This is a genomic window from Marinomonas profundi, from assembly GCF_020694005.1.
GTDB classification, from domain to species: domain Bacteria; phylum Pseudomonadota; class Gammaproteobacteria; order Pseudomonadales; family Marinomonadaceae; genus Marinomonas; species Marinomonas profundi.
On sequence record NZ_CP073013.1, the window covers coordinates 2,533,129 to 2,554,765 of the forward strand.

9 protein-coding genes and 1 CRISPR repeat array (1 of these 10 cut by a window edge) are annotated in these 21,637 nt (G+C 48.3%); of the genes, 1 reads left to right on the forward strand and 8 read right to left on the reverse strand.

What is annotated here, in order from left to right:
* A CRISPR array of direct repeats spans positions 1-11,279; the repeat unit is 28 nt; unit sequence CTTCACCGCCGAATAGGCGGCTTAGAAA; it begins 1,051 nt to the left of the window's first position.
* Between the two features lie 198 nt (positions 11,280-11,477).
* From J8N69_RS11930 to gap, 6 genes are all read right to left on the reverse strand, one after another.
* Positions 11,478-11,951 carry an Lrp/AsnC family transcriptional regulator gene (locus J8N69_RS11930; protein ID WP_168826838.1) on the reverse strand — a complete coding sequence of 158 codons (474 nt, stop codon included), beginning with the start codon at positions 11,949-11,951 and terminating at the stop codon, positions 11,478-11,480.
* A gap of 269 nt (positions 11,952-12,220) precedes the next feature.
* Positions 12,221-13,303, reverse strand: coding sequence for a 5-(carboxyamino)imidazole ribonucleotide synthase (purK, locus tag J8N69_RS11935; protein WP_168826836.1), 1,083 nt, complete (start codon positions 13,301-13,303; stop codon positions 12,221-12,223).
* A gap of 3 nt (positions 13,304-13,306) precedes the next feature.
* Positions 13,307-13,798: a 5-(carboxyamino)imidazole ribonucleotide mutase gene (purE, locus tag J8N69_RS11940; RefSeq protein WP_168826834.1), complete on the reverse strand. Its 492-nt coding sequence runs from the start codon at positions 13,796-13,798 to the stop codon at positions 13,307-13,309.
* Between the two features lie 318 nt (positions 13,799-14,116).
* Positions 14,117-14,587, reverse strand: a complete 471-nt coding sequence (locus tag J8N69_RS11945) for a methylglyoxal synthase (RefSeq protein ID WP_168826832.1) — start codon at positions 14,585-14,587, stop codon at positions 14,117-14,119.
* 6 nt (positions 14,588-14,593) lie between these two features.
* Entirely contained in the window at positions 14,594-16,042 is a 1,449-nt protein-coding gene (gene pyk / locus J8N69_RS11950) for a pyruvate kinase (RefSeq protein ID WP_168826830.1), read from the reverse strand.
* Positions 16,043-16,122: 80 nt separating this feature from the next.
* Entirely contained in the window at positions 16,123-17,136 is a 1,014-nt protein-coding gene (gene gap / locus J8N69_RS11955; protein WP_168826828.1) for a type I glyceraldehyde-3-phosphate dehydrogenase, read from the reverse strand.
* Positions 17,137-17,518: 382 nt separating this feature from the next.
* Here gap and edd point away from each other — a divergent pair, with 382 nt between their 5' ends.
* A complete protein-coding gene (gene edd / locus J8N69_RS11960; protein ID WP_168826820.1) occupies positions 17,519-19,333 on the forward strand; it encodes a phosphogluconate dehydratase in 1,815 nt (604 codons plus the stop codon).
* A gap of 81 nt (positions 19,334-19,414) precedes the next feature.
* On the opposite strand, the gene J8N69_RS11965 is transcribed toward edd, so the two are convergent.
* Positions 19,415-19,708 (reverse strand): hypothetical protein, encoded by a 294-nt coding sequence (locus tag J8N69_RS11965; RefSeq protein WP_227803882.1) that lies wholly within the window; start codon positions 19,706-19,708, stop codon positions 19,415-19,417.
* Between the two features lie 127 nt (positions 19,709-19,835).
* Positions 19,836-21,332 carry a sodium/proline symporter PutP gene (gene putP, locus J8N69_RS11970; protein ID WP_168827216.1) on the reverse strand — a complete coding sequence of 499 codons (1,497 nt, stop codon included), beginning with the start codon at positions 21,330-21,332 and terminating at the stop codon, positions 19,836-19,838.
* Positions 21,333-21,637: the final 305 nt, after the last annotated feature.

A 21,637-nucleotide genomic window follows, 5' to 3' on the forward strand; every position in this document is an offset into this window, starting at 1 on the left:
AGAGATTGGCAGGTTAGACTTAGATTCTTTCTTCACCGCCGAATAGGCGGCTTAGAAAACCAGTTTACAATGCTGCCCCAAGGCGCAGGTCTTCACCGCCGAATAGGCGGCTTAGAAAACTTAGCGCGTTGCTCGATAGATACGAGCCGACTTCACCGCCGAATAGGCGGCTTAGAAAATCACAGGAATCAGCTAAGCCCGTAACACCTTCTTCACCGCCGAATAGGCGGCTTAGAAAGCGAATGATGCGCACGGCTAATTGGTTTTATTCTTCACCGCCGAATAGGCGGCTTAGAAAAAGAAAGAACACAGAAAGAGACAACGAAATCGCTTCACCGCCGAATAGGCGGCTTAGAAAAGAACCAATACCAGCAACCGTACCTTGTGGTGCTTCACCGCCGAATAGGCGGCTTAGAAATACTGCAGGTACAGACACAAGCCCATCATTAACTTCACCGCCGAATAGGCGGCTTAGAAAAACCCCTAAACCGTTTATTCTCTCATCCATGTCTTCACCGCCGAATAGGCGGCTTAGAAATAACCCCTAAACCGTTTATTCTCTCATCCATGCTTCACCGCCGAATAGGCGGCTTAGAAATCTGGTTAATTTAAAACCCACCGAAGTGGGTTTCTTCACCGCCGAATAGGCGGCTTAGAAATACTGCAACCCAGATAAGCCGCTCATTAACTCCTTCACCGCCGAATAGGCGGCTTAGAAAGAAAAAGGTTAGGGCGCTTCCGATTATCGCAACTTCACCGCCGAATAGGCGGCTTAGAAAAGTAATGCGGGCGGGCGTGATCTAATGAGTGTCTTCACCGCCGAATAGGCGGCTTAGAAATATGCTTTCAAAGTCCGCCACCAGTGCGGCTACTTCACCGCCGAATAGGCGGCTTAGAAATGGCAGGCGCTAAGCAGGCCATGAAGGTCGCGCTTCACCGCCGAATAGGCGGCTTAGAAATACCGTCATCTGTCTGACTTCGCTAGGGGATACTTCACCGCCGAATAGGCGGCTTAGAAAATTTCGCCGGCGCGTTTAAGGCTCATTAAATCCTTCACCGCCGAATAGGCGGCTTAGAAAATTCGCCTGCTTGCCCACCTCAGTGCCGAGTACTTCACCGCCGAATAGGCGGCTTAGAAAGTAAACCGCTAGGCCGTACGCTTCGCGCCAGTCTTCACCGCCGAATAGGCGGCTTAGAAAAGAAGGCCGCAGAGGCAGCAGTAAAGGCAAGACTTCACCGCCGAATAGGCGGCTTAGAAAGCTGAATCGGCTATGTTGCTGAACGGCCAACTCTTCACCGCCGAATAGGCGGCTTAGAAAACGTCGTCGACGGCATAAGAAATAAACTCGGACTTCACCGCCGAATAGGCGGCTTAGAAATTAAACACTTTTTCGCCATCCCACAGGTGAGCCTTCACCGCCGAATAGGCGGCTTAGAAATAAAAGCATTCAGCCTCTCCAGTACCCACAAGCTTCACCGCCGAATAGGCGGCTTAGAAATGTGTCGGTGTTAGGGTTCCTCAATAGCCGGACTTCACCGCCGAATAGGCGGCTTAGAAATGCGTAACCATCGTATTCAACATCGTCACCGTCTTCACCGCCGAATAGGCGGCTTAGAAAACTAGACTAGCGCAAGCTGCTGCCGGCACTGGCTTCACCGCCGAATAGGCGGCTTAGAAAATGAAAACTGTTAAATATTTAAAAACCACACACTTCACCGCCGAATAGGCGGCTTAGAAAGATGTCATTGATTGCTGTATCGTTCATGATACCTTCACCGCCGAATAGGCGGCTTAGAAAATTTAAAATCAAATCCCCACCGGTTACAAATACTTCACCGCCGAATAGGCGGCTTAGAAATGATGATGGGGAATGAGTAATGGCTAAGAAACCTTCACCGCCGAATAGGCGGCTTAGAAAATGGATTTATAGAGGTAGCGGATAGATTAGAGCTTCACCGCCGAATAGGCGGCTTAGAAAATAAGGCTTCCAAGTGTCCTGCGTTGTGATCTCTTCACCGCCGAATAGGCGGCTTAGAAATAAGAAATTCGACGTGTTGATCGACACCGCACCTTCACCGCCGAATAGGCGGCTTAGAAATCAGTGCCGAGTATTTGCGTAAACTTGTCAAGCTTCACCGCCGAATAGGCGGCTTAGAAAAATACGGTTTGGCACGCAGAGGCGCTAAAGTGCTTCACCGCCGAATAGGCGGCTTAGAAAAAAAGAGATCAGTAAATTAGACCTCAGTAACTCTTCACCGCCGAATAGGCGGCTTAGAAATGTCTCTATGCCAGTTGATTAGGTTCTCTTTACTTCACCGCCGAATAGGCGGCTTAGAAATACTAGCCGAGCGGATGACCATCAATCTTGGTCTTCACCGCCGAATAGGCGGCTTAGAAACGAAAAATCTCTCTCCCCGCATCACAAATTTCCTTCACCGCCGAATAGGCGGCTTAGAAATAGACCAGTTATCGCGATTAAAAAGAATAGGGCTTCACCGCCGAATAGGCGGCTTAGAAAGCAATCAGAGGTATGGCGGTCGGACGTACGCTCTTCACCGCCGAATAGGCGGCTTAGAAAGCTACCCAACCAAGGTTCACACGATCCGCTAACTTCACCGCCGAATAGGCGGCTTAGAAAGTTGATCTTTGCCGCACCATCGGTGACTTCTACTTCACCGCCGAATAGGCGGCTTAGAAAGAGAATCGCCACAGCGTTCTTAACGAAGTAGTCTTCACCGCCGAATAGGCGGCTTAGAAAACTCAACACGTGAGGCGTTTCAGCTTCATTAACTTCACCGCCGAATAGGCGGCTTAGAAATATGCTGGTCAATCTTAATCAGGCGCAACGCGCTTCACCGCCGAATAGGCGGCTTAGAAATTGAAAGGCGTGCTGTACGAGCTAGGGAGGAACTTCACCGCCGAATAGGCGGCTTAGAAAGAAGGCACTAAAACGGGTTTAACCTTTGAAGTCTTCACCGCCGAATAGGCGGCTTAGAAAAAAAAAGAAGCGCAAATTCTCGAAGTTGCAACCTTCACCGCCGAATAGGCGGCTTAGAAAGCTTGCGATGCGGAGGCGATGCCCGTCAGCGCCTTCACCGCCGAATAGGCGGCTTAGAAAGCACACGAGTGCCGCATTAAAGGTGCGTACATCTTCACCGCCGAATAGGCGGCTTAGAAAGAATGCGTGGATCTTGTTTGCATGTTCGACGACTTCACCGCCGAATAGGCGGCTTAGAAAAGACCAATGGCGCCACGTAGAGAACGCCATAGCTTCACCGCCGAATAGGCGGCTTAGAAAACAACTTCATCAGTCCGGTATTTAGCGTGGATCTTCACCGCCGAATAGGCGGCTTAGAAATAGAGCAGCTTAGAAACACTCGCATCGAATTACTTCACCGCCGAATAGGCGGCTTAGAAATTGACGTACTGGGTCAGCTCAGAATAGAGGCTTCACCGCCGAATAGGCGGCTTAGAAAGTGTAAACCTTCCAGTTATGTTGAACTTCTCTCTTCACCGCCGAATAGGCGGCTTAGAAATCGGTCAGTTCGACACCGCTCGGAATCGCCACCTTCACCGCCGAATAGGCGGCTTAGAAAGCCAGTTGGTTCGTTATTATTGATTGATGCTACTTCACCGCCGAATAGGCGGCTTAGAAATAATCAGTGGCGCAACGTAGAGAACGGCAGAGCTTCACCGCCGAATAGGCGGCTTAGAAATTTGGGGCGACTAAGTACGCACCGAATCAATGCTTCACCGCCGAATAGGCGGCTTAGAAATTATTCGGGCAGCAGAAAAAGCGAATCAGGGCCTTCACCGCCGAATAGGCGGCTTAGAAAGTCATACAACCTGAACTCACCACTAATATTCTCTTCACCGCCGAATAGGCGGCTTAGAAAATGAAGAACCTTTAAAGTGGCTCGAATCTCTGCTTCACCGCCGAATAGGCGGCTTAGAAAGCCTGTTTTTTTGTCGGCCTTGATGTCCAGCGCTTCACCGCCGAATAGGCGGCTTAGAAAATGCTAGTTCCTCCTATAGAATACCCGCCATTCTTCACCGCCGAATAGGCGGCTTAGAAAGAGAGCGGTAAACATCATCTTGCACACGCTATCTTCACCGCCGAATAGGCGGCTTAGAAATAGGCGCTGCTTTGCTATTGTCTCGCCGATGTCTTCACCGCCGAATAGGCGGCTTAGAAAAGACAAGACCTGTGGATGCGCCTATCTCCATGCTTCACCGCCGAATAGGCGGCTTAGAAATAGCCATGCCCTCCTTAAATCCGAACGTTCTACTTCACCGCCGAATAGGCGGCTTAGAAAATGTTGCCCGCTTGGTTTTCAACTCTCTTACCCTTCACCGCCGAATAGGCGGCTTAGAAACTTTAAGCCAAGTTTTGCAACTTCTTTGAGTACTTCACCGCCGAATAGGCGGCTTAGAAAGTGACGTGGTTCCTCGCGTCCTAGTAGTTTGGCTTCACCGCCGAATAGGCGGCTTAGAAACACATGATCGCTAACAATATCCCCCTCGTAGACTTCACCGCCGAATAGGCGGCTTAGAAATAAATAGTAGCACAAACCAGCCAAATAGGTATCTTCACCGCCGAATAGGCGGCTTAGAAAGTGAGCATTAAAAATTGACGGTCGCGCCTACTCTTCACCGCCGAATAGGCGGCTTAGAAACTGTTATTGCCGCTTATCTTATGTGCGACCAACTTCACCGCCGAATAGGCGGCTTAGAAAAGCTCCGCCACAAGTAATGGTAGATCGTTAAACTTCACCGCCGAATAGGCGGCTTAGAAAATCAACCTAGACATTGCTGCGGCCTGTCGATCCTTCACCGCCGAATAGGCGGCTTAGAAAGGAGGTGATCCACGATAACATGAGGCGGGTTCCTTCACCGCCGAATAGGCGGCTTAGAAAGTAGAGATTGCATTTTTCAAAACACCTGTGTCCTTCACCGCCGAATAGGCGGCTTAGAAACGATAAAACGACGCACCAATTCTACCCAACACCTTCACCGCCGAATAGGCGGCTTAGAAAGGGTATAGAAATGCCAATATCTGGTTTAACTGCTTCACCGCCGAATAGGCGGCTTAGAAATCGTTAAATAGAAATTCGCTCTCTGACTCTCCCTTCACCGCCGAATAGGCGGCTTAGAAAATCAATAGAATCGCTCGGCAGTGGCGCATTCACTTCACCGCCGAATAGGCGGCTTAGAAAGTGCAAATCATGTGGTCTAAGCTTTCAAAAGTCTTCACCGCCGAATAGGCGGCTTAGAAAATTCCGCCACTTGAAACGCTTCGCTTGGGTTTCTTCACCGCCGAATAGGCGGCTTAGAAATGTGGTGGCAGCGTGTCAAGCCGTGACTATCACTTCACCGCCGAATAGGCGGCTTAGAAAATACTCACCTTACATCCAGCTCGTATCATGAACTTCACCGCCGAATAGGCGGCTTAGAAATTGACGACCTTTTAGAAGAAGCTGAGCAAGAACTTCACCGCCGAATAGGCGGCTTAGAAATTGGGCATGAATCGTATTTTATAACGATAACCCTTCACCGCCGAATAGGCGGCTTAGAAATTGGGCATGAATCGTATTTTATAACGATAACCCTTCACCGCCGAATAGGCGGCTTAGAAACTGCAAACCGTAAAGCGGAATTGATGGTAAGGCTTCACCGCCGAATAGGCGGCTTAGAAATTCGCTATTTGCATGGCCTAGCAAGTACGACTCTTCACCGCCGAATAGGCGGCTTAGAAAAAGAACTGACAGCCTTTAACACGTACCATTAACTTCACCGCCGAATAGGCGGCTTAGAAAGTTTCAATACGAGTCGCTTGCAGACTGATAGACTTCACCGCCGAATAGGCGGCTTAGAAATGTGAGAATCTCACCAAAGGCACCGCGAGCCGCTTCACCGCCGAATAGGCGGCTTAGAAATATGAAAGGCACAACAGCTTTAGCAAGGTTATCTTCACCGCCGAATAGGCGGCTTAGAAAACACAGAGGAAACAGGTAGTAAAGAAGAAGAACTTCACCGCCGAATAGGCGGCTTAGAAAATAAGTCACCTTTAAATCGAAAGTAATGTTTCCTTCACCGCCGAATAGGCGGCTTAGAAATTGTTTTGATTGATATTGAGCAACCCCAATTTCTTCACCGCCGAATAGGCGGCTTAGAAAATGCTGGTGCCCTATGAGCTCACATCAATATACTTCACCGCCGAATAGGCGGCTTAGAAATTACCCCGAGCCTTGCCGTTATTACTCTTCAGCTTCACCGCCGAATAGGCGGCTTAGAAATAGCAGCAATATCATTCTCATAATTACACTCTCTTCACCGCCGAATAGGCGGCTTAGAAAATTTATCGTCGTTAGTTGATACGCTTGAACCATCTTCACCGCCGAATAGGCGGCTTAGAAAGACTCAGATAGGAGGATCGAGCTTCACCTACGCTTCACCGCCGAATAGGCGGCTTAGAAACGATCAATAGGTGTCGCGTTAATCGGTAAGAACTTCACCGCCGAATAGGCGGCTTAGAAATGTTGATATTTGAGCGCCTAAAGCCACTCCGTCTTCACCGCCGAATAGGCGGCTTAGAAAAGTGCCGCTAATAGTGCTCAAGAGTCACTTGGCTTCACCGCCGAATAGGCGGCTTAGAAAACTAAGTCTCTTAGGATTGTGGATGGTGAGTTCTTCACCGCCGAATAGGCGGCTTAGAAAAATTGCGTTGCATCTAGACGCCTTGAATATGACTTCACCGCCGAATAGGCGGCTTAGAAACATTCGGTGTTAACCCCCTTCCAATCTCGGTTCTTCACCGCCGAATAGGCGGCTTAGAAAAGTGACTTCAAAAACTCGGCTTGGTCTTTTGGCTTCACCGCCGAATAGGCGGCTTAGAAAGTTGAATGAGTTGAGTGCTTTTACTACTTGTACTTCACCGCCGAATAGGCGGCTTAGAAAGAACGCTGTATCTGTTTTGTTGATTGTATGGCCTTCACCGCCGAATAGGCGGCTTAGAAATGTGGCCCCTGATTTCTTTAACTGATTTTCGTCTTCACCGCCGAATAGGCGGCTTAGAAAGTTGAATGAGTTGAGTGCTTTTACTACTTGTACTTCACCGCCGAATAGGCGGCTTAGAAAGAACGCTGTATCTGTTTTGTTGATTGTATGGCCTTCACCGCCGAATAGGCGGCTTAGAAATGTGGCCCCTGATTTCTTTAACTGATTTTCGTCTTCACCGCCGAATAGGCGGCTTAGAAAAGAGCTGGTCGATGTGTCTGGTTGTGGCACTTCTTCACCGCCGAATAGGCGGCTTAGAAAGACACAGCGGCCAGAACCAGCGCCAACGCAAGCTTCACCGCCGAATAGGCGGCTTAGAAATACCGCGAAAGCGGTTTTTTTGTGCCTGAAAACTTCACCGCCGAATAGGCGGCTTAGAAAGCTGTGCCGCTTTGTGCCGCCCAACCGTCTAACTTCACCGCCGAATAGGCGGCTTAGAAATGCGCGGCACGAGAAGCCGCCGACGAACGGGACTTCACCGCCGAATAGGCGGCTTAGAAACTCTACTAGATCAACGGTTTTGACCTCTCCAACTTCACCGCCGAATAGGCGGCTTAGAAAGCTCACGGGTTCAATTTTAGCCCTGACGTTATCTTCACCGCCGAATAGGCGGCTTAGAAAAAAAATGGCGGTATCGGTCTGTTTTGTAGGTTCTTCACCGCCGAATAGGCGGCTTAGAAAAGCGGGTTTCAGCGAAATGGCTCTACGCCACCCTTCACCGCCGAATAGGCGGCTTAGAAAGTGGTCAACCAAACCTGCTACCATATTTTTTACTTCACCGCCGAATAGGCGGCTTAGAAAAGATCAGATAGGTGCTATCATCGAGCAAGCACCTTCACCGCCGAATAGGCGGCTTAGAAAGTAAGAGCTGGCTAGCTGCTGTAAATCCATTCCTTCACCGCCGAATAGGCGGCTTAGAAAATCTTCACAACAAGCAAGAGCCTTACTGATATCTTCACCGCCGAATAGGCGGCTTAGAAATAATGACCGACTTATCCGGCGGCCTAGATCAGCTTCACCGCCGAATAGGCGGCTTAGAAAAAGATTGGCGCGACCTGATAAAGTGCTTAAAACTTCACCGCCGAATAGGCGGCTTAGAAAATCCAGAGCACGCGCTCGATATGCTGCACATACTTCACCGCCGAATAGGCGGCTTAGAAACCGTACTTGCGACCGCGACGTTTACAAAATACCTTCACCGCCGAATAGGCGGCTTAGAAATCAGCCCGAGCAATTCTTGCAGGGTAGTAAGCCTTCACCGCCGAATAGGCGGCTTAGAAAAGTAGCCACAATTGACAAGGAGACAGAAAAAGCTTCACCGCCGAATAGGCGGCTTAGAAATTCTTAAAATTGAACAATCAAAAGTTCATCACCTTCACCGCCGAATAGGCGGCTTAGAAATATCAGCAGTGATCGTACCGAGTACTTGACAGCTTCACCGCCGAATAGGCGGCTTAGAAATCGTTTTTACGGGCGGTGGCGTCGGTGATTATGCTTCACCGCCGAATAGGCGGCTTAGAAAGAACGTGATAATCCAATAAAAACAGTACAAGACTTCACCGCCGAATAGGCGGCTTAGAAAATGAGCCGCAGACGATGGATGGGCCAACAGAACTTCACCGCCGAATAGGCGGCTTAGAAATAACGCAATGGCACTCTGTCTAACACTGTCAACTTCACCGCCGAATAGGCGGCTTAGAAAGCCGGCCGCTGTTTCGGATGTTAATTTTATCCCTTCACCGCCGAATAGGCGGCTTAGAAATACAAGTGAGCCATTAAACGATTGCCCCAAACCTTCACCGCCGAATAGGCGGCTTAGAAAAAATGACCGATACGCCTAGCTACACGGGTCTACTTCACCGCCGAATAGGCGGCTTAGAAATTGACGAAACAAGCCTAGCGAATATTTCCAGTCTTCACCGCCGAATAGGCGGCTTAGAAATACGGCGGTTGGTTGGGTAAACAATCCCCCGCCTTCACCGCCGAATAGGCGGCTTAGAAATGTTAAGTGTGTGGTTTGGGGTGACGACAATACTTCACCGCCGAATAGGCGGCTTAGAAACATCAACGTAACGTCCGACGGCGATGATGGTATCTTCACCGCCGAATAGGCGGCTTAGAAAATTCAGAACTACGGACACTTGGCGAATTTGCGCTTCACCGCCGAATAGGCGGCTTAGAAACGTACCAGTAGCGTCTCGTCAAAAATCCCCAACTTCACCGCCGAATAGGCGGCTTAGAAATATCAGCGCGCTTATCGACCTGGCTGCCTATCCTTCACCGCCGAATAGGCGGCTTAGAAAGACAACATGAGAGGATTTAACATGACTTTAATTCTTCACCGCCGAATAGGCGGCTTAGAAATATCGCACTTACACGCCTTGAAATATTACTTTCTTCACCGCCGAATAGGCGGCTTAGAAAAGGTTGATAAGCGCGTAGATGGGTCGCCAGGTCTTCACCGCCGAATAGGCGGCTTAGAAATGCATCATCTTGGTTCTGAGATCGTCTTCACCCTTCACCGCCGAATAGGCGGCTTAGAAACAATGCAGCAGGCAACGAGCGCGTGGTGGTCTTCACCGCCGAATAGGCGGCTTAGAAAGTCGATTTGCCGCAATACAAAACCGCAATCCGCTTCACCGCCGAATAGGCGGCTTAGAAATGTGAGCGGTTATGAGCGATCCATGTCTATGCCTTCACCGCCGAATAGGCGGCTTAGAAAAATAATAGTTGTAAAGAATACTATTAGGTTGTCTTCACCGCCGAATAGGCGGCTTAGAAATCAGCCGAAACAGGTGGAGGGCGCGACGGTTACTTCACCGCCGAATAGGCGGCTTAGAAATTTAACCAAGCCTCAGACAGCGCTATACCTAGCTTCACCGCCGAATAGGCGGCTTAGAAAAACAAAAACAAACGATTTTAGTGGGTTATTATCTTCACCGCCGAATAGGCGGCTTAGAAAGCATTGTGATGAATCCACCGTTCAGCGAGGGCCTTCACCGCCGAATAGGCGGCTTAGAAAGTAAAAGTTCTCAATCCCTCGGTAGCTCATCCCTTCACCGCCGAATAGGCGGCTTAGAAAGCTTCTCCTGGGCGGCGCGGCATTTATTTGCGCTTCACCGCCGAATAGGCGGCTTAGAAACGCAACGACGTTTTGACCCTGTACGCCCTGCACTTCACCGCCGAATAGGCGGCTTAGAAATATCAGGCACAGCGCGATTAGCTGGGGAGGTGCTTCACCGCCGAATAGGCGGCTTAGAAAGAGAACTAAAAAGCACAATTTCCACAACAGAGCTTCACCGCCGAATAGGCGGCTTAGAAACTAGTTTTTCCGATGAATTTAGCGATTCTGAACTTCACCGCCGAATAGGCGGCTTAGAAACTCAAAAATGCAACACTCGTCTACTTTTTCGACTTCACCGCCGAATAGGCGGCTTAGAAAAAGAAACGCACGATCTTTTGATTAGTCAGCAACTTCACCGCCGAATAGGCGGCTTAGAAAATGATTGCCGAACCCACATACAGCCCCGCTTTCTTCACCGCCGAATAGGCGGCTTAGAAAGTAACGATTGGGTTGCTAATATCGCCAGCGTTCTTCACCGCCGAATAGGCGGCTTAGAAAGATGATGTTTCTGGTTCTGTCGATTAGTAGGCCTTCACCGCCGAATAGGCGGCTTAGAAATGAGTAAATTCGACTGAGCTGGAAATAAGATTCTTCACCGCCGAATAGGCGGCTTAGAAAAATTTGATAGGATTTTTCATTTATCTCGTGAACTTCACCGCCGAATAGGCGGCTTAGAAATTTGCATTGGTATCCCATATGCCAATAATAGTCTTCACCGCCGAATAGGCGGCTTAGAAATTGTAAAAACGGGTGCTTTTCCATTGCATTCTCTTCACCGCCGAGCACGCGGCTTAGAAATCGATTTGTACGTGTAAGCACTCCGCTTGGAAGTTCGCCGCCGAGCACGCGGCTTAGAAACCTACAAGAGGACTTTCAGGTTAAGGCGGATAGTTCGCCGCCGAGCACGCGGCTTAGAAAAAAATAATCAAAGAAAAAAGGATAACGCTTGCGTTCGCCGCCGAGCACGCGGCTTAGAAATACTGGGGTACATGTATTTTAAACTTATAATAGTTCGCCGCCGAGCACGCGGCTTAGAAATTGCGACATCATCGGCGCGTTAACTTTGCGCTGTTCGCCGCCGAGCACGCGGCTTAGAAATAATCGGTTCTCGTTTGGCTAAACCCATCGAATTCGATGGGTTTTAGGCTGGTCGAATAGGCTGCTGTTGGCAGGTTACGGTCGTGCCTTCCTCATGCTGCCCTACGGTTTAGTGGGAGATAACAAGCAATCGAATTCGATGGTTTTAGGTTGGCCGAATAGGCTGCTGTTGGCAGTTATGCAGCCCTACGGTCGGGTTTAGTTGGGTAGGGGGATGGAGGGGGCGTGTTTGATTCGGTTTAGGACGACGGTGGAGGTTAGGTTGCGGACGCTGGGTAGGGCGGATAGTGATTCGTGTAGAAAGGTGGATAGGGAAGGGAGGTCTTCGCTGATAACGCGTAGCCAGTAGTCTGCTTCGCCGCTGATGGCGTAGCATTCTAGTATTTTGGGGATGGAGGTGATGGCTTGTTGGAAGGTTTGGTCTGAATTTTTGATGCTTTTATCCAGTACAACGCTGACAAAGGCGGTGACTTGGTAGCCAAGTTCGTTGGCGTTTAGTTGTGTAAAGTAGGCTTCTATTAGGTTGCTTTGTTCGAGTCTTTGTAGGCGTCTTGAGCATTGGGAAGGGGATAGGTTGACTTGCTCTGACAAGGCGACATTGGTGAGTCGTGCGTTGGCTTGTAGGGCGCGAAGTAGGCGCCAGTCGTAGCTGTCTAGTTCTATGTGGCTCATTCATGGTTCCTTATCAGTGTCTTTTGCACTGTTTTTTTGTATTGGCTGTTGTTTTAGTCAGGTCATTTAGAATAAGGAGTTTTATAAAGTAAACAAGTTCAAAGCGATTATATTTGCGCTTTTTTAGACATTTTTTTGCATGGTTGGTGGTTTTTGTTGTTTTTAGTGGCGTTGGTTGGCTTTTTTGTGAAGGCTGGTTGTTTTTGTCAAAAAATGCCGCCTATCACGAAGGATGGCGGCATGAGGTGTGTTCGCTTTGCTCAATAAGGTTATTGAGTGGCTGTTTCTGTGGTCGGTAGGTTTTTAGCTAACCAGGTTAGGGCCTCAGGGTAAGGCGCGGGTAGGTTTAGTTCGCTTAGGGCATTTTGTAAGACGCTGTGGTCGTTTGCGCAGAAGTTTAGGTGGCCTACTTTTCTGCCGGGACGGACGTCTTTTTTATACCAGTAGAGTTCTAGTCCTTTGATGGTTAGCCATTGGTAATTCAGGTCTACGCCTATGAGGTTGACCATCATGCTTTGATTTTTCACTTCCATGGGGGCCAGTGGGAGCCCTGCAACCGCGCGTATGTGATTTTCGAACTGGCATACGCTGGCGCCTGCTTGTGTCCAATGGCCGCTGTTGTGCACGCGTGGTGCGAGTTCGTTAATAAGCAGGTCGTCGCCAATCCGAAAGCATTCCATGGCCATTACGCCAACGTAGTCGAGTGCGTCCATTAATGTGCTCAGCATGGTTTCGGCTTTGCTTTGCAGGGCGTTGAGGCGTTTTAGCGGTGCAATGGAGGCGTATAAAATACCGTTGATGTGCAGGTTGAGGGTGAGCGGGTAAAAGTATTTTTCGCCGTTTTTTCCTCGCACTCCCACTAAGGAGACTTCCTCGTCAAAGTTGATGGCTTGCTCTGCAATGGCGTGGCCTTTCCAATCTTCTGGTATGTCGGTGTTGTCCGCTTGTTTTAACCAATATTGGCCTTTGCCATCGTAGCCGCCGCGGCGACGTTTTAGTAATACGCGCGCTCCTAGGGTTTGGTAAGCATGTTGAGCTGTTGAGTCGCTTTCAACGGGAAACCAAGGGGCGGTGGCGAGTTCGAGGCGATCCAGCCATTGTTTTTGGGTGAGTCGATCAGCCAGTTGTGGGAAGGTGGCTAGGTTGACAAAGTTGCTGTGCGTGGCCAGTTGTTTGGTGGCGATGGTTTCTGGCCATTCTTCTCTTTCTGCGGTCACGATGTCGTTTGCACTGAGCGGGAGTGTCGCGGTGGATTCGATGTCCACGGGGCGAACGTCAAGTCCAAGTGGTGTCGCAGCTTGTTTGAGCATGGCGCCAAGTTGGCCTGCTCCTAGTACCCATAGAACCGACATAGATTAAGCCTCTCTAGGATCTGGGTTTGCCAAAACAGTGTCTGTCTGTTTGGTTCTGAATGCGATGATTTTGTTGGCCAGTTCGGTATTGTTTGTGGCTAGAATTTGGCAGGCAAGTAAACCTGCGTTGAATGCGCCAGCATTGCCAATCGCTAGGGTGCCAACCGCAACGCCTTTGGGCATTTGTGCGATGGAAAGTAAGCTGTCCATGCCGTTTAAGGCTTTGCTTTGAACGGGTACGCCAAGTACGGGAAGGTGTGTGTGTGCGGCAACCATACCGGGTAAGTGTGCGGCACCACCTGCGCCTCCGATGATGACTTTGAAGCCTTTTTCGGCGGCACTTTCGGCAAATTCTGCAAGTTTGACAGGGGTTCTGTGGGCTGAAACCACTTCTACGTGATAGCTTACGCCAAGTTCGTCCATGATTTCAGCGGCACTTTCCATGGTGGCCCAGTCACTTTTTGAGCCCATTATTAGGGCAACTTCTGCGTGCAAAATATTTTCTCCTATTGCGTGGTTCAACGTGGTGCTGAGGGGCGTATACGCTGAAGGTCGTCAGTAAAGCAGGTGAACGATTGATGCCGTCTAGAGGATTGATCGTTTACCGTAATTGGCGGCTAATATAGCCGATTTTGATAGAAACAGCGAGCATTGAGCGTGATTGTACGTGGTGATTGTACGTGGTGATTGTCGATGATGGTGAGGGCTTTTTAAGAGGAGGGGCTGTGTGAGTCTATGGGGGTTTACATGTCGTGGCCAAAAGGCGGGTAAGGTGAAAGTGTGGGAATAAAAAGCGAAAGAAAAAAGAGCGACTTAAAGTCGCTCTTGAAGGTATTTTTCATAATCGGGTATTTGCCGCTCAAATTCGCTTTCAAATAAGGGCGACGAGACCAAAAAGTTGGCCGATGAGACGCTACAAGCAATGGGGATGTTCCAAACCGCCGCGACTCTTAGCAGTGCTTTTATATCGGGGTCGTGCGGCATGGGCTCAAAGGGATCCCAAAAAAAGATCAACACATCAATTTTGCCCTCAGCGATGAGACCTCCGAGCTGTTGGTCACCACCGAGAGGGCCGCTAATGAGTGACTGAACCGGAACATTTAGTTGCTTATGCATTAAATTTCCGGTTGTACCTGTCGCCATTAGGTTGTGTTTGATGAGCTTTTCTTTGTGCTTTTCAGCCCACTCGATAAGAGCGGGTTTCATGTTGTCATGAGCCACCAGAGCGACGTTTTTGCGCTCTGGGGTCGTGATGGTTTTTTGCTGTAGCGTTATGCTTTTCACTGTGACTTATTCCTCAACAGCACCGACTTTCACAACTTTCATCATGTTTGTTGTGCCGTAGCTCACTAGGTGATCGCCTTTCGTTACAATCACTAGGTCGCCATCATTGATCAAACCCAGTGCTTTAACGTGTTCAACCAAGCCTGCAACTATGGTGTCGACGTTGAAGTCTTGAGATGAAAATGCTACGGGCGTTACGCCGCGATAAAGGTTGACTTTATTTAGCGTTGCTTGGTTTGGCGACAAGGCATAGATGGGCAAACCTGAGCTGATGCGAGACATAAGAAGTGGCGTGGTGCCAGATTCGGTCAAGCTGATAATCGCTTTTACGCCTTCCAAGTGGTTAGCTGCATACATGGCAGACATGGCGATGGTTTCATCAACGCTAGTGAACGTTACATCGATACGGTGCTTAGAGCGGTTGATTGCCGGTTGCTTTTCAGCGCCCAAGCAAACACGGTTCATGGTTTTGATCACTTCTTCAGGGTACGCGCCCGCGGCTGTTTCAGCAGACAGCATGACGGCATCTGTGCCATCTAGTACGGCGTTGGCTACGTCAAATACTTCAGCGCGAGTTGGCATGGCGCTGGTGATCATGGTTTCCATCATTTGAGTCGCGGTAATCACCGGGCGGTTCAACTGACGGCAACGTTTGATCATGTGTTTTTGCACGCCGATCAGTTCTGCATCGCCAATTTCAACACCTAAGTCACCACGAGCAACCATGACCGCGTCAGACGCAAGAATGATGGCATCCAGTGTTTCGTTGTCGGCAACGGCTTCAGCGCGCTCTACTTTAGAAACGATACCCGCTTTAAGTCCAGCCGCTTCGGCTAGCGCGCGAGCTTCATGAAGATCGTCAGCACAACGAGGGAAAGAGACGGCTAAGTAATCGGCTTTTAACGCCGCCGCTGTTTTAATATCTTCTCTGTCTTTATCGGTAAGGGCGGCCGCTGACAGTCCACCACCTTGGCGGTTGATGCCTTTGTTGTTTGAAAGCGCGCCACCAACGATAACTTTTGTGATGACTTCTTGCCCTTTCACTTCTAGTACTTCAAGAACAACGCGTCCGTCATCAAGCAGTAATATGTTGCCTGCTTGAGAGTCTCTTGCAAGTTGTGGGTAGTCAATACCAACGCGAGTTTCGTCACCGTTATTTTTGTCAAAGCCAACATCCAGAATAAACGTCGCACCGTCTTTTAGTTCAACTTTGGTGTTTTTGAAGCGTGCAATACGAATTTTAGGGCCTTGTAGATCTCCAAGAATCGCCACATGACGGTTGTTCTTTTTCGCCATGGCACGAACCACTTCTGCTCGGTTAATGTGGTCTTCTGGCTGACCATGAGAGAAGTTTAAACGGAAAACGTTAGCGCCAGCCAAAATCAATTTTTCAATCATTTCTGGGGTGCTGGAAGCGGGGCCTAATGTGGCAACAATTTTAGTTCTACGAGTCATTTTATTTACCAAAGATTGAGAGCGTGATATGGAGTATAAGAGACGACGAAGGCCGCGTCAGCAGCCTTCGTGTATTTTGATTATTTCGCGGCCATCAACGCGATGGTATTGTCGAGCATTCGGTTCGAAAATCCCCACTCGTTATCATACCAAGCCATGATTTTGACCAACTTACCTTGAACGCGCGTTTGGGTCGCATCAAAGTTAGAGGTATATGCGCTGTGGTTAAAGTCTGAAGAAACCAACGGCTCATAGTTAATATGTAAAACTTCGGCAAGTGTTGCGTCGGCCTTGATGGCGTCTTCGATGATTTTGTTGACTTCTTCGACGCTGGTTTCACGCGGCGCTAAGAAGGTTAAATCAACCAAGGATACGTTAATGGTCGGTACGCGTACCGCCATGCCATCAAATTTACCCGCAAGCTCAGGAACGACTAAACCTACAGCGGCGGCCGCGCCGGTTTTGCTTGGGATCATGTTTTGTGCAGCAGCACGAGCACGATATAAATCTTCGTGATAAACGTCAGATAGACGTTGATCGTTGGTGTAAGCATGTATTGTTGTCATTAAGCCGCTTTCAATGCCCAATTTGTCGCTAAGTGGTTTGGCGACTGGCGCTAGGCAGTTAGTTGTACAAGACGCATTTGAAATAACCGTCATTGCTGAGGTAAGGACGTTTTGGTTGACGCCATACACAACGGTGGCATCAACGTCTTTTCCAGGAGCAGAGATAATGACTTTTTTAGCGCCAGCAGAAATGTGAGCGCTGGCTTTTTCTTTGGTTGTAAAGAAGCCAGTGCATTCATAAACAACGTCTACACCCAGTTCGGCCCAAGGTAGGTCTGCTGGGTTGCGTTCAGAGAAGGTGCGGATTTTATCTTTGTTGATGTACAAGGCTTCATCGTCAAAGGTGACTTCTTCACTAAAGCGGCCATGAACCGTGTCATATTTTGTTAAATGAGCGTTGGTTTTTGAATCGCCTAGATCATTAATCGCTACAATTTGGATTTGGTCACGCTTACCTGATTCGTATAACGCTCTAAGCGTGTTGCGTCCAATGCGTCCGTATCCGTTGATAGCTACCTTAATTGTCATAATCACCTCTAACTTAGTGCGAAAAATGCTGTGTGTTCAGTTTAGAACATTTAGCGTTCATTATTGCTCTTTGACGTAAAAATACTACATAAGCTATTTTTTAAGCAAGGATTAGTAACAAAATCATTATTGTCTGACTATATTTTGAACAAGTATTGATCGTTAATATAAAGACGCTGTGAATTCTATTACAAGTGTTAGGGGATTTTACCTTAAAAACGAAACTTTTTGAGCATAAATGTAAATAAATTACATAAAAAGGCCTTTTTATGGTTTTTATTCCACTTTAAGGCGTGAATTTAATTCAAAATGTAGTAATATTACATAAAATTTTGGTAGCGGGCTGGCTGTCAAAATAACTGAATGAAAAACGGAGAGAAGCATGAATCCGATTGTTGCTAAGGTAACGAACGACATCATTGAACGAAGCAAAACCTTGCGCGAGCAATATCTTAAAGATATGCGAAAAGCGCAGGAGCAAGGGCCGCATCGTGGAAAGTTATCCTGCGGCAACTTGGCGCATGGCTTCGCGGCATGTCAACCACAAGAAAAGCAAAAACTGACGCTAATGGAAGAAGCGAATATTGGTATTGTGTCTTCTTATAACGACATGCTGTCCGCGCATCAACCTTACGAACATTATCCTGATCAAATTCGTTCTGCCATTCGTGAAATGGGCTCTGTGGCACAATTCGCTGGCGGTGTTCCCGCTATGTGCGATGGTGTTACCCAAGGTCAAGATGGCATGGAACTGAGTTTATTCAGCCGTGACAATATTGCACAAGGTGCGGCGATTGCGCTTTCTCATAATATGTTTGATGCGGCCATTTATTTGGGTATCTGTGACAAAATCGTTCCTGGTTTACTGATTGCGGCATTGCGTTTCGGTCACTTACCCGCCTTGTTTATTCCAGCTGGCCCTATGCGTTCAGGGATTACCAATGCGGCGAAAGCGGCGGTTCGTCAGCGTTATGCCCAAGGTCAAGCGTCCCGTGAAGAATTGCTTGAGGCCGAAGCAGCGTCTTATCACAGTGCCGGTACGTGTACGTTTTATGGTACAGCGAACTCGAATCAGTTGTTGGTCGAAATAATGGGCTTACAACTGCCGGGTTCTTCTTTTGTTAACCCTGATGATCCATTGCGTGGCGCATTAACCAAGTATGCTTCCCAGTTGTCGACTAAGATCACGGCGTTGGGACGAGATTACCGACCTTTGTACGAAATAGTCGATGAACGCAGCATTGTTAACTCGATTGTTGGGTTGTTGGCAACTGGCGGTTCAACGAACCATACGATGCATATTGTGGCTTACGCTCGTGCCGCTGGCATTATTATCACGTGGGATGATTTTTCAGCCCTGTCTAAAGTGGTGCCATCGTTGACTAAAATTTATCCGAATGGCCAAGCGGATATTAACCATTTTCATGCCGCTGGTGGTATGGCGTTTTTGGTGAAGCAGTTGCTGAAAGGCGGCTTGGTGCATGAAGACGTGAATACCATCATGGGCAAAGGTTTGACGCACTATACCAAAGAACCTTTCTTGGAAGGTGATGAGTTGGTATGGCGCGATGGCCAATCTGAAAGCTTGGATATGAGCGTTATTCGACCTATTGATAATCCGTTTAGCAAAGAAGGTGGGCTGTCTTTATTAAAAGGTAATCTTGGCCGTTCGGTGATTAAAGTCTCAGCGGTGAAAGATGAAAATAAGATTATCGAAGCGCCCGCTGTGGTCTTTCATAGCCAAAACGCCTTGGCGGATGCCATTGCAAGTGGCGAATTGAAACGAGACTGTGTGGCGGTTGTGCGTTTTCAAGGGCCTAAAGCGATTGGCATGCCTGAGCTGCATAAGTTAACGCCGTATCTTGGTAATTTGCAGGATCAAGGTTATCGCGTGGCTTTGGTAACGGATGGTCGTATGTCTGGCGCGTCTGGTAAGGTGCCTGCGGCGATTCATTTGACGCCAGAAGCCTTGGCGGGCGGTCTGATTGCTAAGATCCAAGATGGCGACCTGATTCGTTTGGATGCAATCGAAGGGACATTGTCTTTGTTGATTTCAGACGCAGAGCTGAATAAGCGTGAAGCGGCTCAGCAAGATTTAACCGACTCTCATCAAGGTATGGGGCGTGAATTATTTAGCGCTCAACGTATTTTAGTAAGCGGCGCTGAGCAAGGCGCTTGTAGTTTATTTAATGATTAAACCTTTCCTCTGACTACTAACATTCTTGTTAGTAAATGGTGTTTAGGGGCTTGTTTCAAGCCCCATTTTTTTGTCTAAAATTTACCCACTCTTGCACTCTTGCACTCTTGCACTCTTGCACTCTTGCACTCTTGCACTCTTGCACTCTTGCACTCTTGCACTCTTGCACTCTTGCACTCTTGCACTCTTGTATTTTCTTCGGCTCTTAGGTTTTCCTTTGCTGGTTTGCTGGTTTGCTGGTTTGCTGGTTTGCTGGTTTGCTGGTTTGCTGGTTTGCTGGTTTGCTGGTTTGCTGGTTTGCTGGTTTGCTGGTTTGCTGGTTTGCTGCTTTCGTTCGCTATTTGAGTTGGGTGGCGGGAGTGGTGAAAAATCCATGGTGTCTTGTCAAAATGTATAAAAAAGGCCCGAATCGGGGTGGATTCGGGCCTTTTAACCATGAACTCAGTGAGCTTATGGTTTAGTCACTTGGTGACTTGTTTCTTATCGCTTAGCTTTTTATGGCTTAGTCCATAGTCTCTAACGCTTTTTCGTATTCATCAAAAGACTCTGTAACCGATTCTTCTGGTGCGCCAGTGGCTAGGCTGAATACAAAAATGGCGATGGTTGAGAAAACAAAGCCAGGAACAATTTCATATAAATCGAAAATGCCGCCGGTTAACTGTTTCCATACCACTACGGTTACACCACCGACAATGATGCCCGCTAGAGCGCCGTTGCGGTTCATGTTACGCCAGAATAAGCTTAGGAGAATGGCTGGGCCGAACGCCGCGCCAAAACCAGCCCAAGCGTAAGATACCAAGCCAAGCACGGAGCTTTCAGGGTTCAGGGCAAGTATTAATGCAATGATCGAAATCGCCACAACGGCAAAGCGTCCAACATTGACGATTTGTTGTTGGCTGGCTTCTCTGTTAAACAATTGCTTGTAAAAATCTTCTGCAAGCGCGGAGGACGATACTAGTAATTGAGAATCCGCTGTACTCATGATGGCGGCAAGAATAGCGGCCAACAAAATACCGGCGATAACAGGATGGAATACGGCATTAACCAAGATCATAAAGATTTTTTCTGGATCGGCTAGGTTGCCAGCCATATTCATGTCTACGTAGTTCATCCCAACTAGGCCGACAAGCAAAGCGCCTGCCATAGAGATAAAGGTCCAAATAACGGCAATACGACGCGCTGTTTTAATGCCTTTATTGGAACGAGACGCTTTAAAACGGGCCAAGATATGCGGTTGACCAAAGTAACCCAGTCCCCATGCTACCAAAGAAAGGATGGCGATGGCGCTCAGTGGTTCGCCGCTAACGCTGGTCCAGATATTGAGTAACTCAGGGTTTTTTGCGGTTAGCGCACCAGAAAGGTCTGACCAGCCGCCTTCAATTGCAACAAGTGGCACGATCACCAAGGCGGCACTCATCATTAGGCCTTGTATAAGGTCTGTCCAGGCCACAGCGAGGAAGCCGCCAAACAAGGTGTAAGATACAACGCACACAGTGCCAAGAATGACAGCGTAGGTGTAGTCTAAACCAAATACGGTTTCAAACAATTTGCCGCCAGCCACTAAACCTGAACTGGTGTAAAACAAGAAGAATAGCAGGATGAAAACGGCTGAAATAGTTTGAATAAGCTTGGATTTATCATTGAAGCGCTTGGATAGGAAATCTGGAAGCGTCAGTGCATTGTCGGTTTTAATGCTGTAAGTACGTAGACGTTTGGCGCAAATTAGCCAGTTTAGCCAGGTGCCGACAAATAGGCCGCCAGCAATCCAGATGGCTTCCATACCAGCGGCAAACGCATAGCCTGGTAAGCCGAGTAATAACCAACCACTCATGTCTGAGGCGCCTGCCGATATGGCAGTAGGCCAAGGGCCTAAAGAGCGTCCACCCAGAAAATAGTCCTCGGAGCTGGAAGTGCGTCGATAGGCGTATAGCCCAATGCCTAACATAACCACTAGATAGGCTAAGAATGTAAAGCTGATCGCAAGGCTGTTTTCTATCATTGTTATTGTCCCCTCGTTAACATTTTTCGGATGACGTCTTTTTTCTATATTAAGCAATAAACCAAAAAAGTGTTATTTTGGCATTACGATCACTTGCTATCCTTTGCTGATGGAAAACGCTGATCAAAGGCGACATCCGAGACTTGTTATCATTATTGAATTGTCACTGTTGAGTTACCAGTGTAGTAGTCATTGAGTTGTGATGTAAATGAAATCCAATTTTCGTAAAGAAGATGGACACTATTTGACATATTTTCAAGACCTACGCCGATTCTAGGTTGCTGAGAAAGGATATTCTTTCAAAA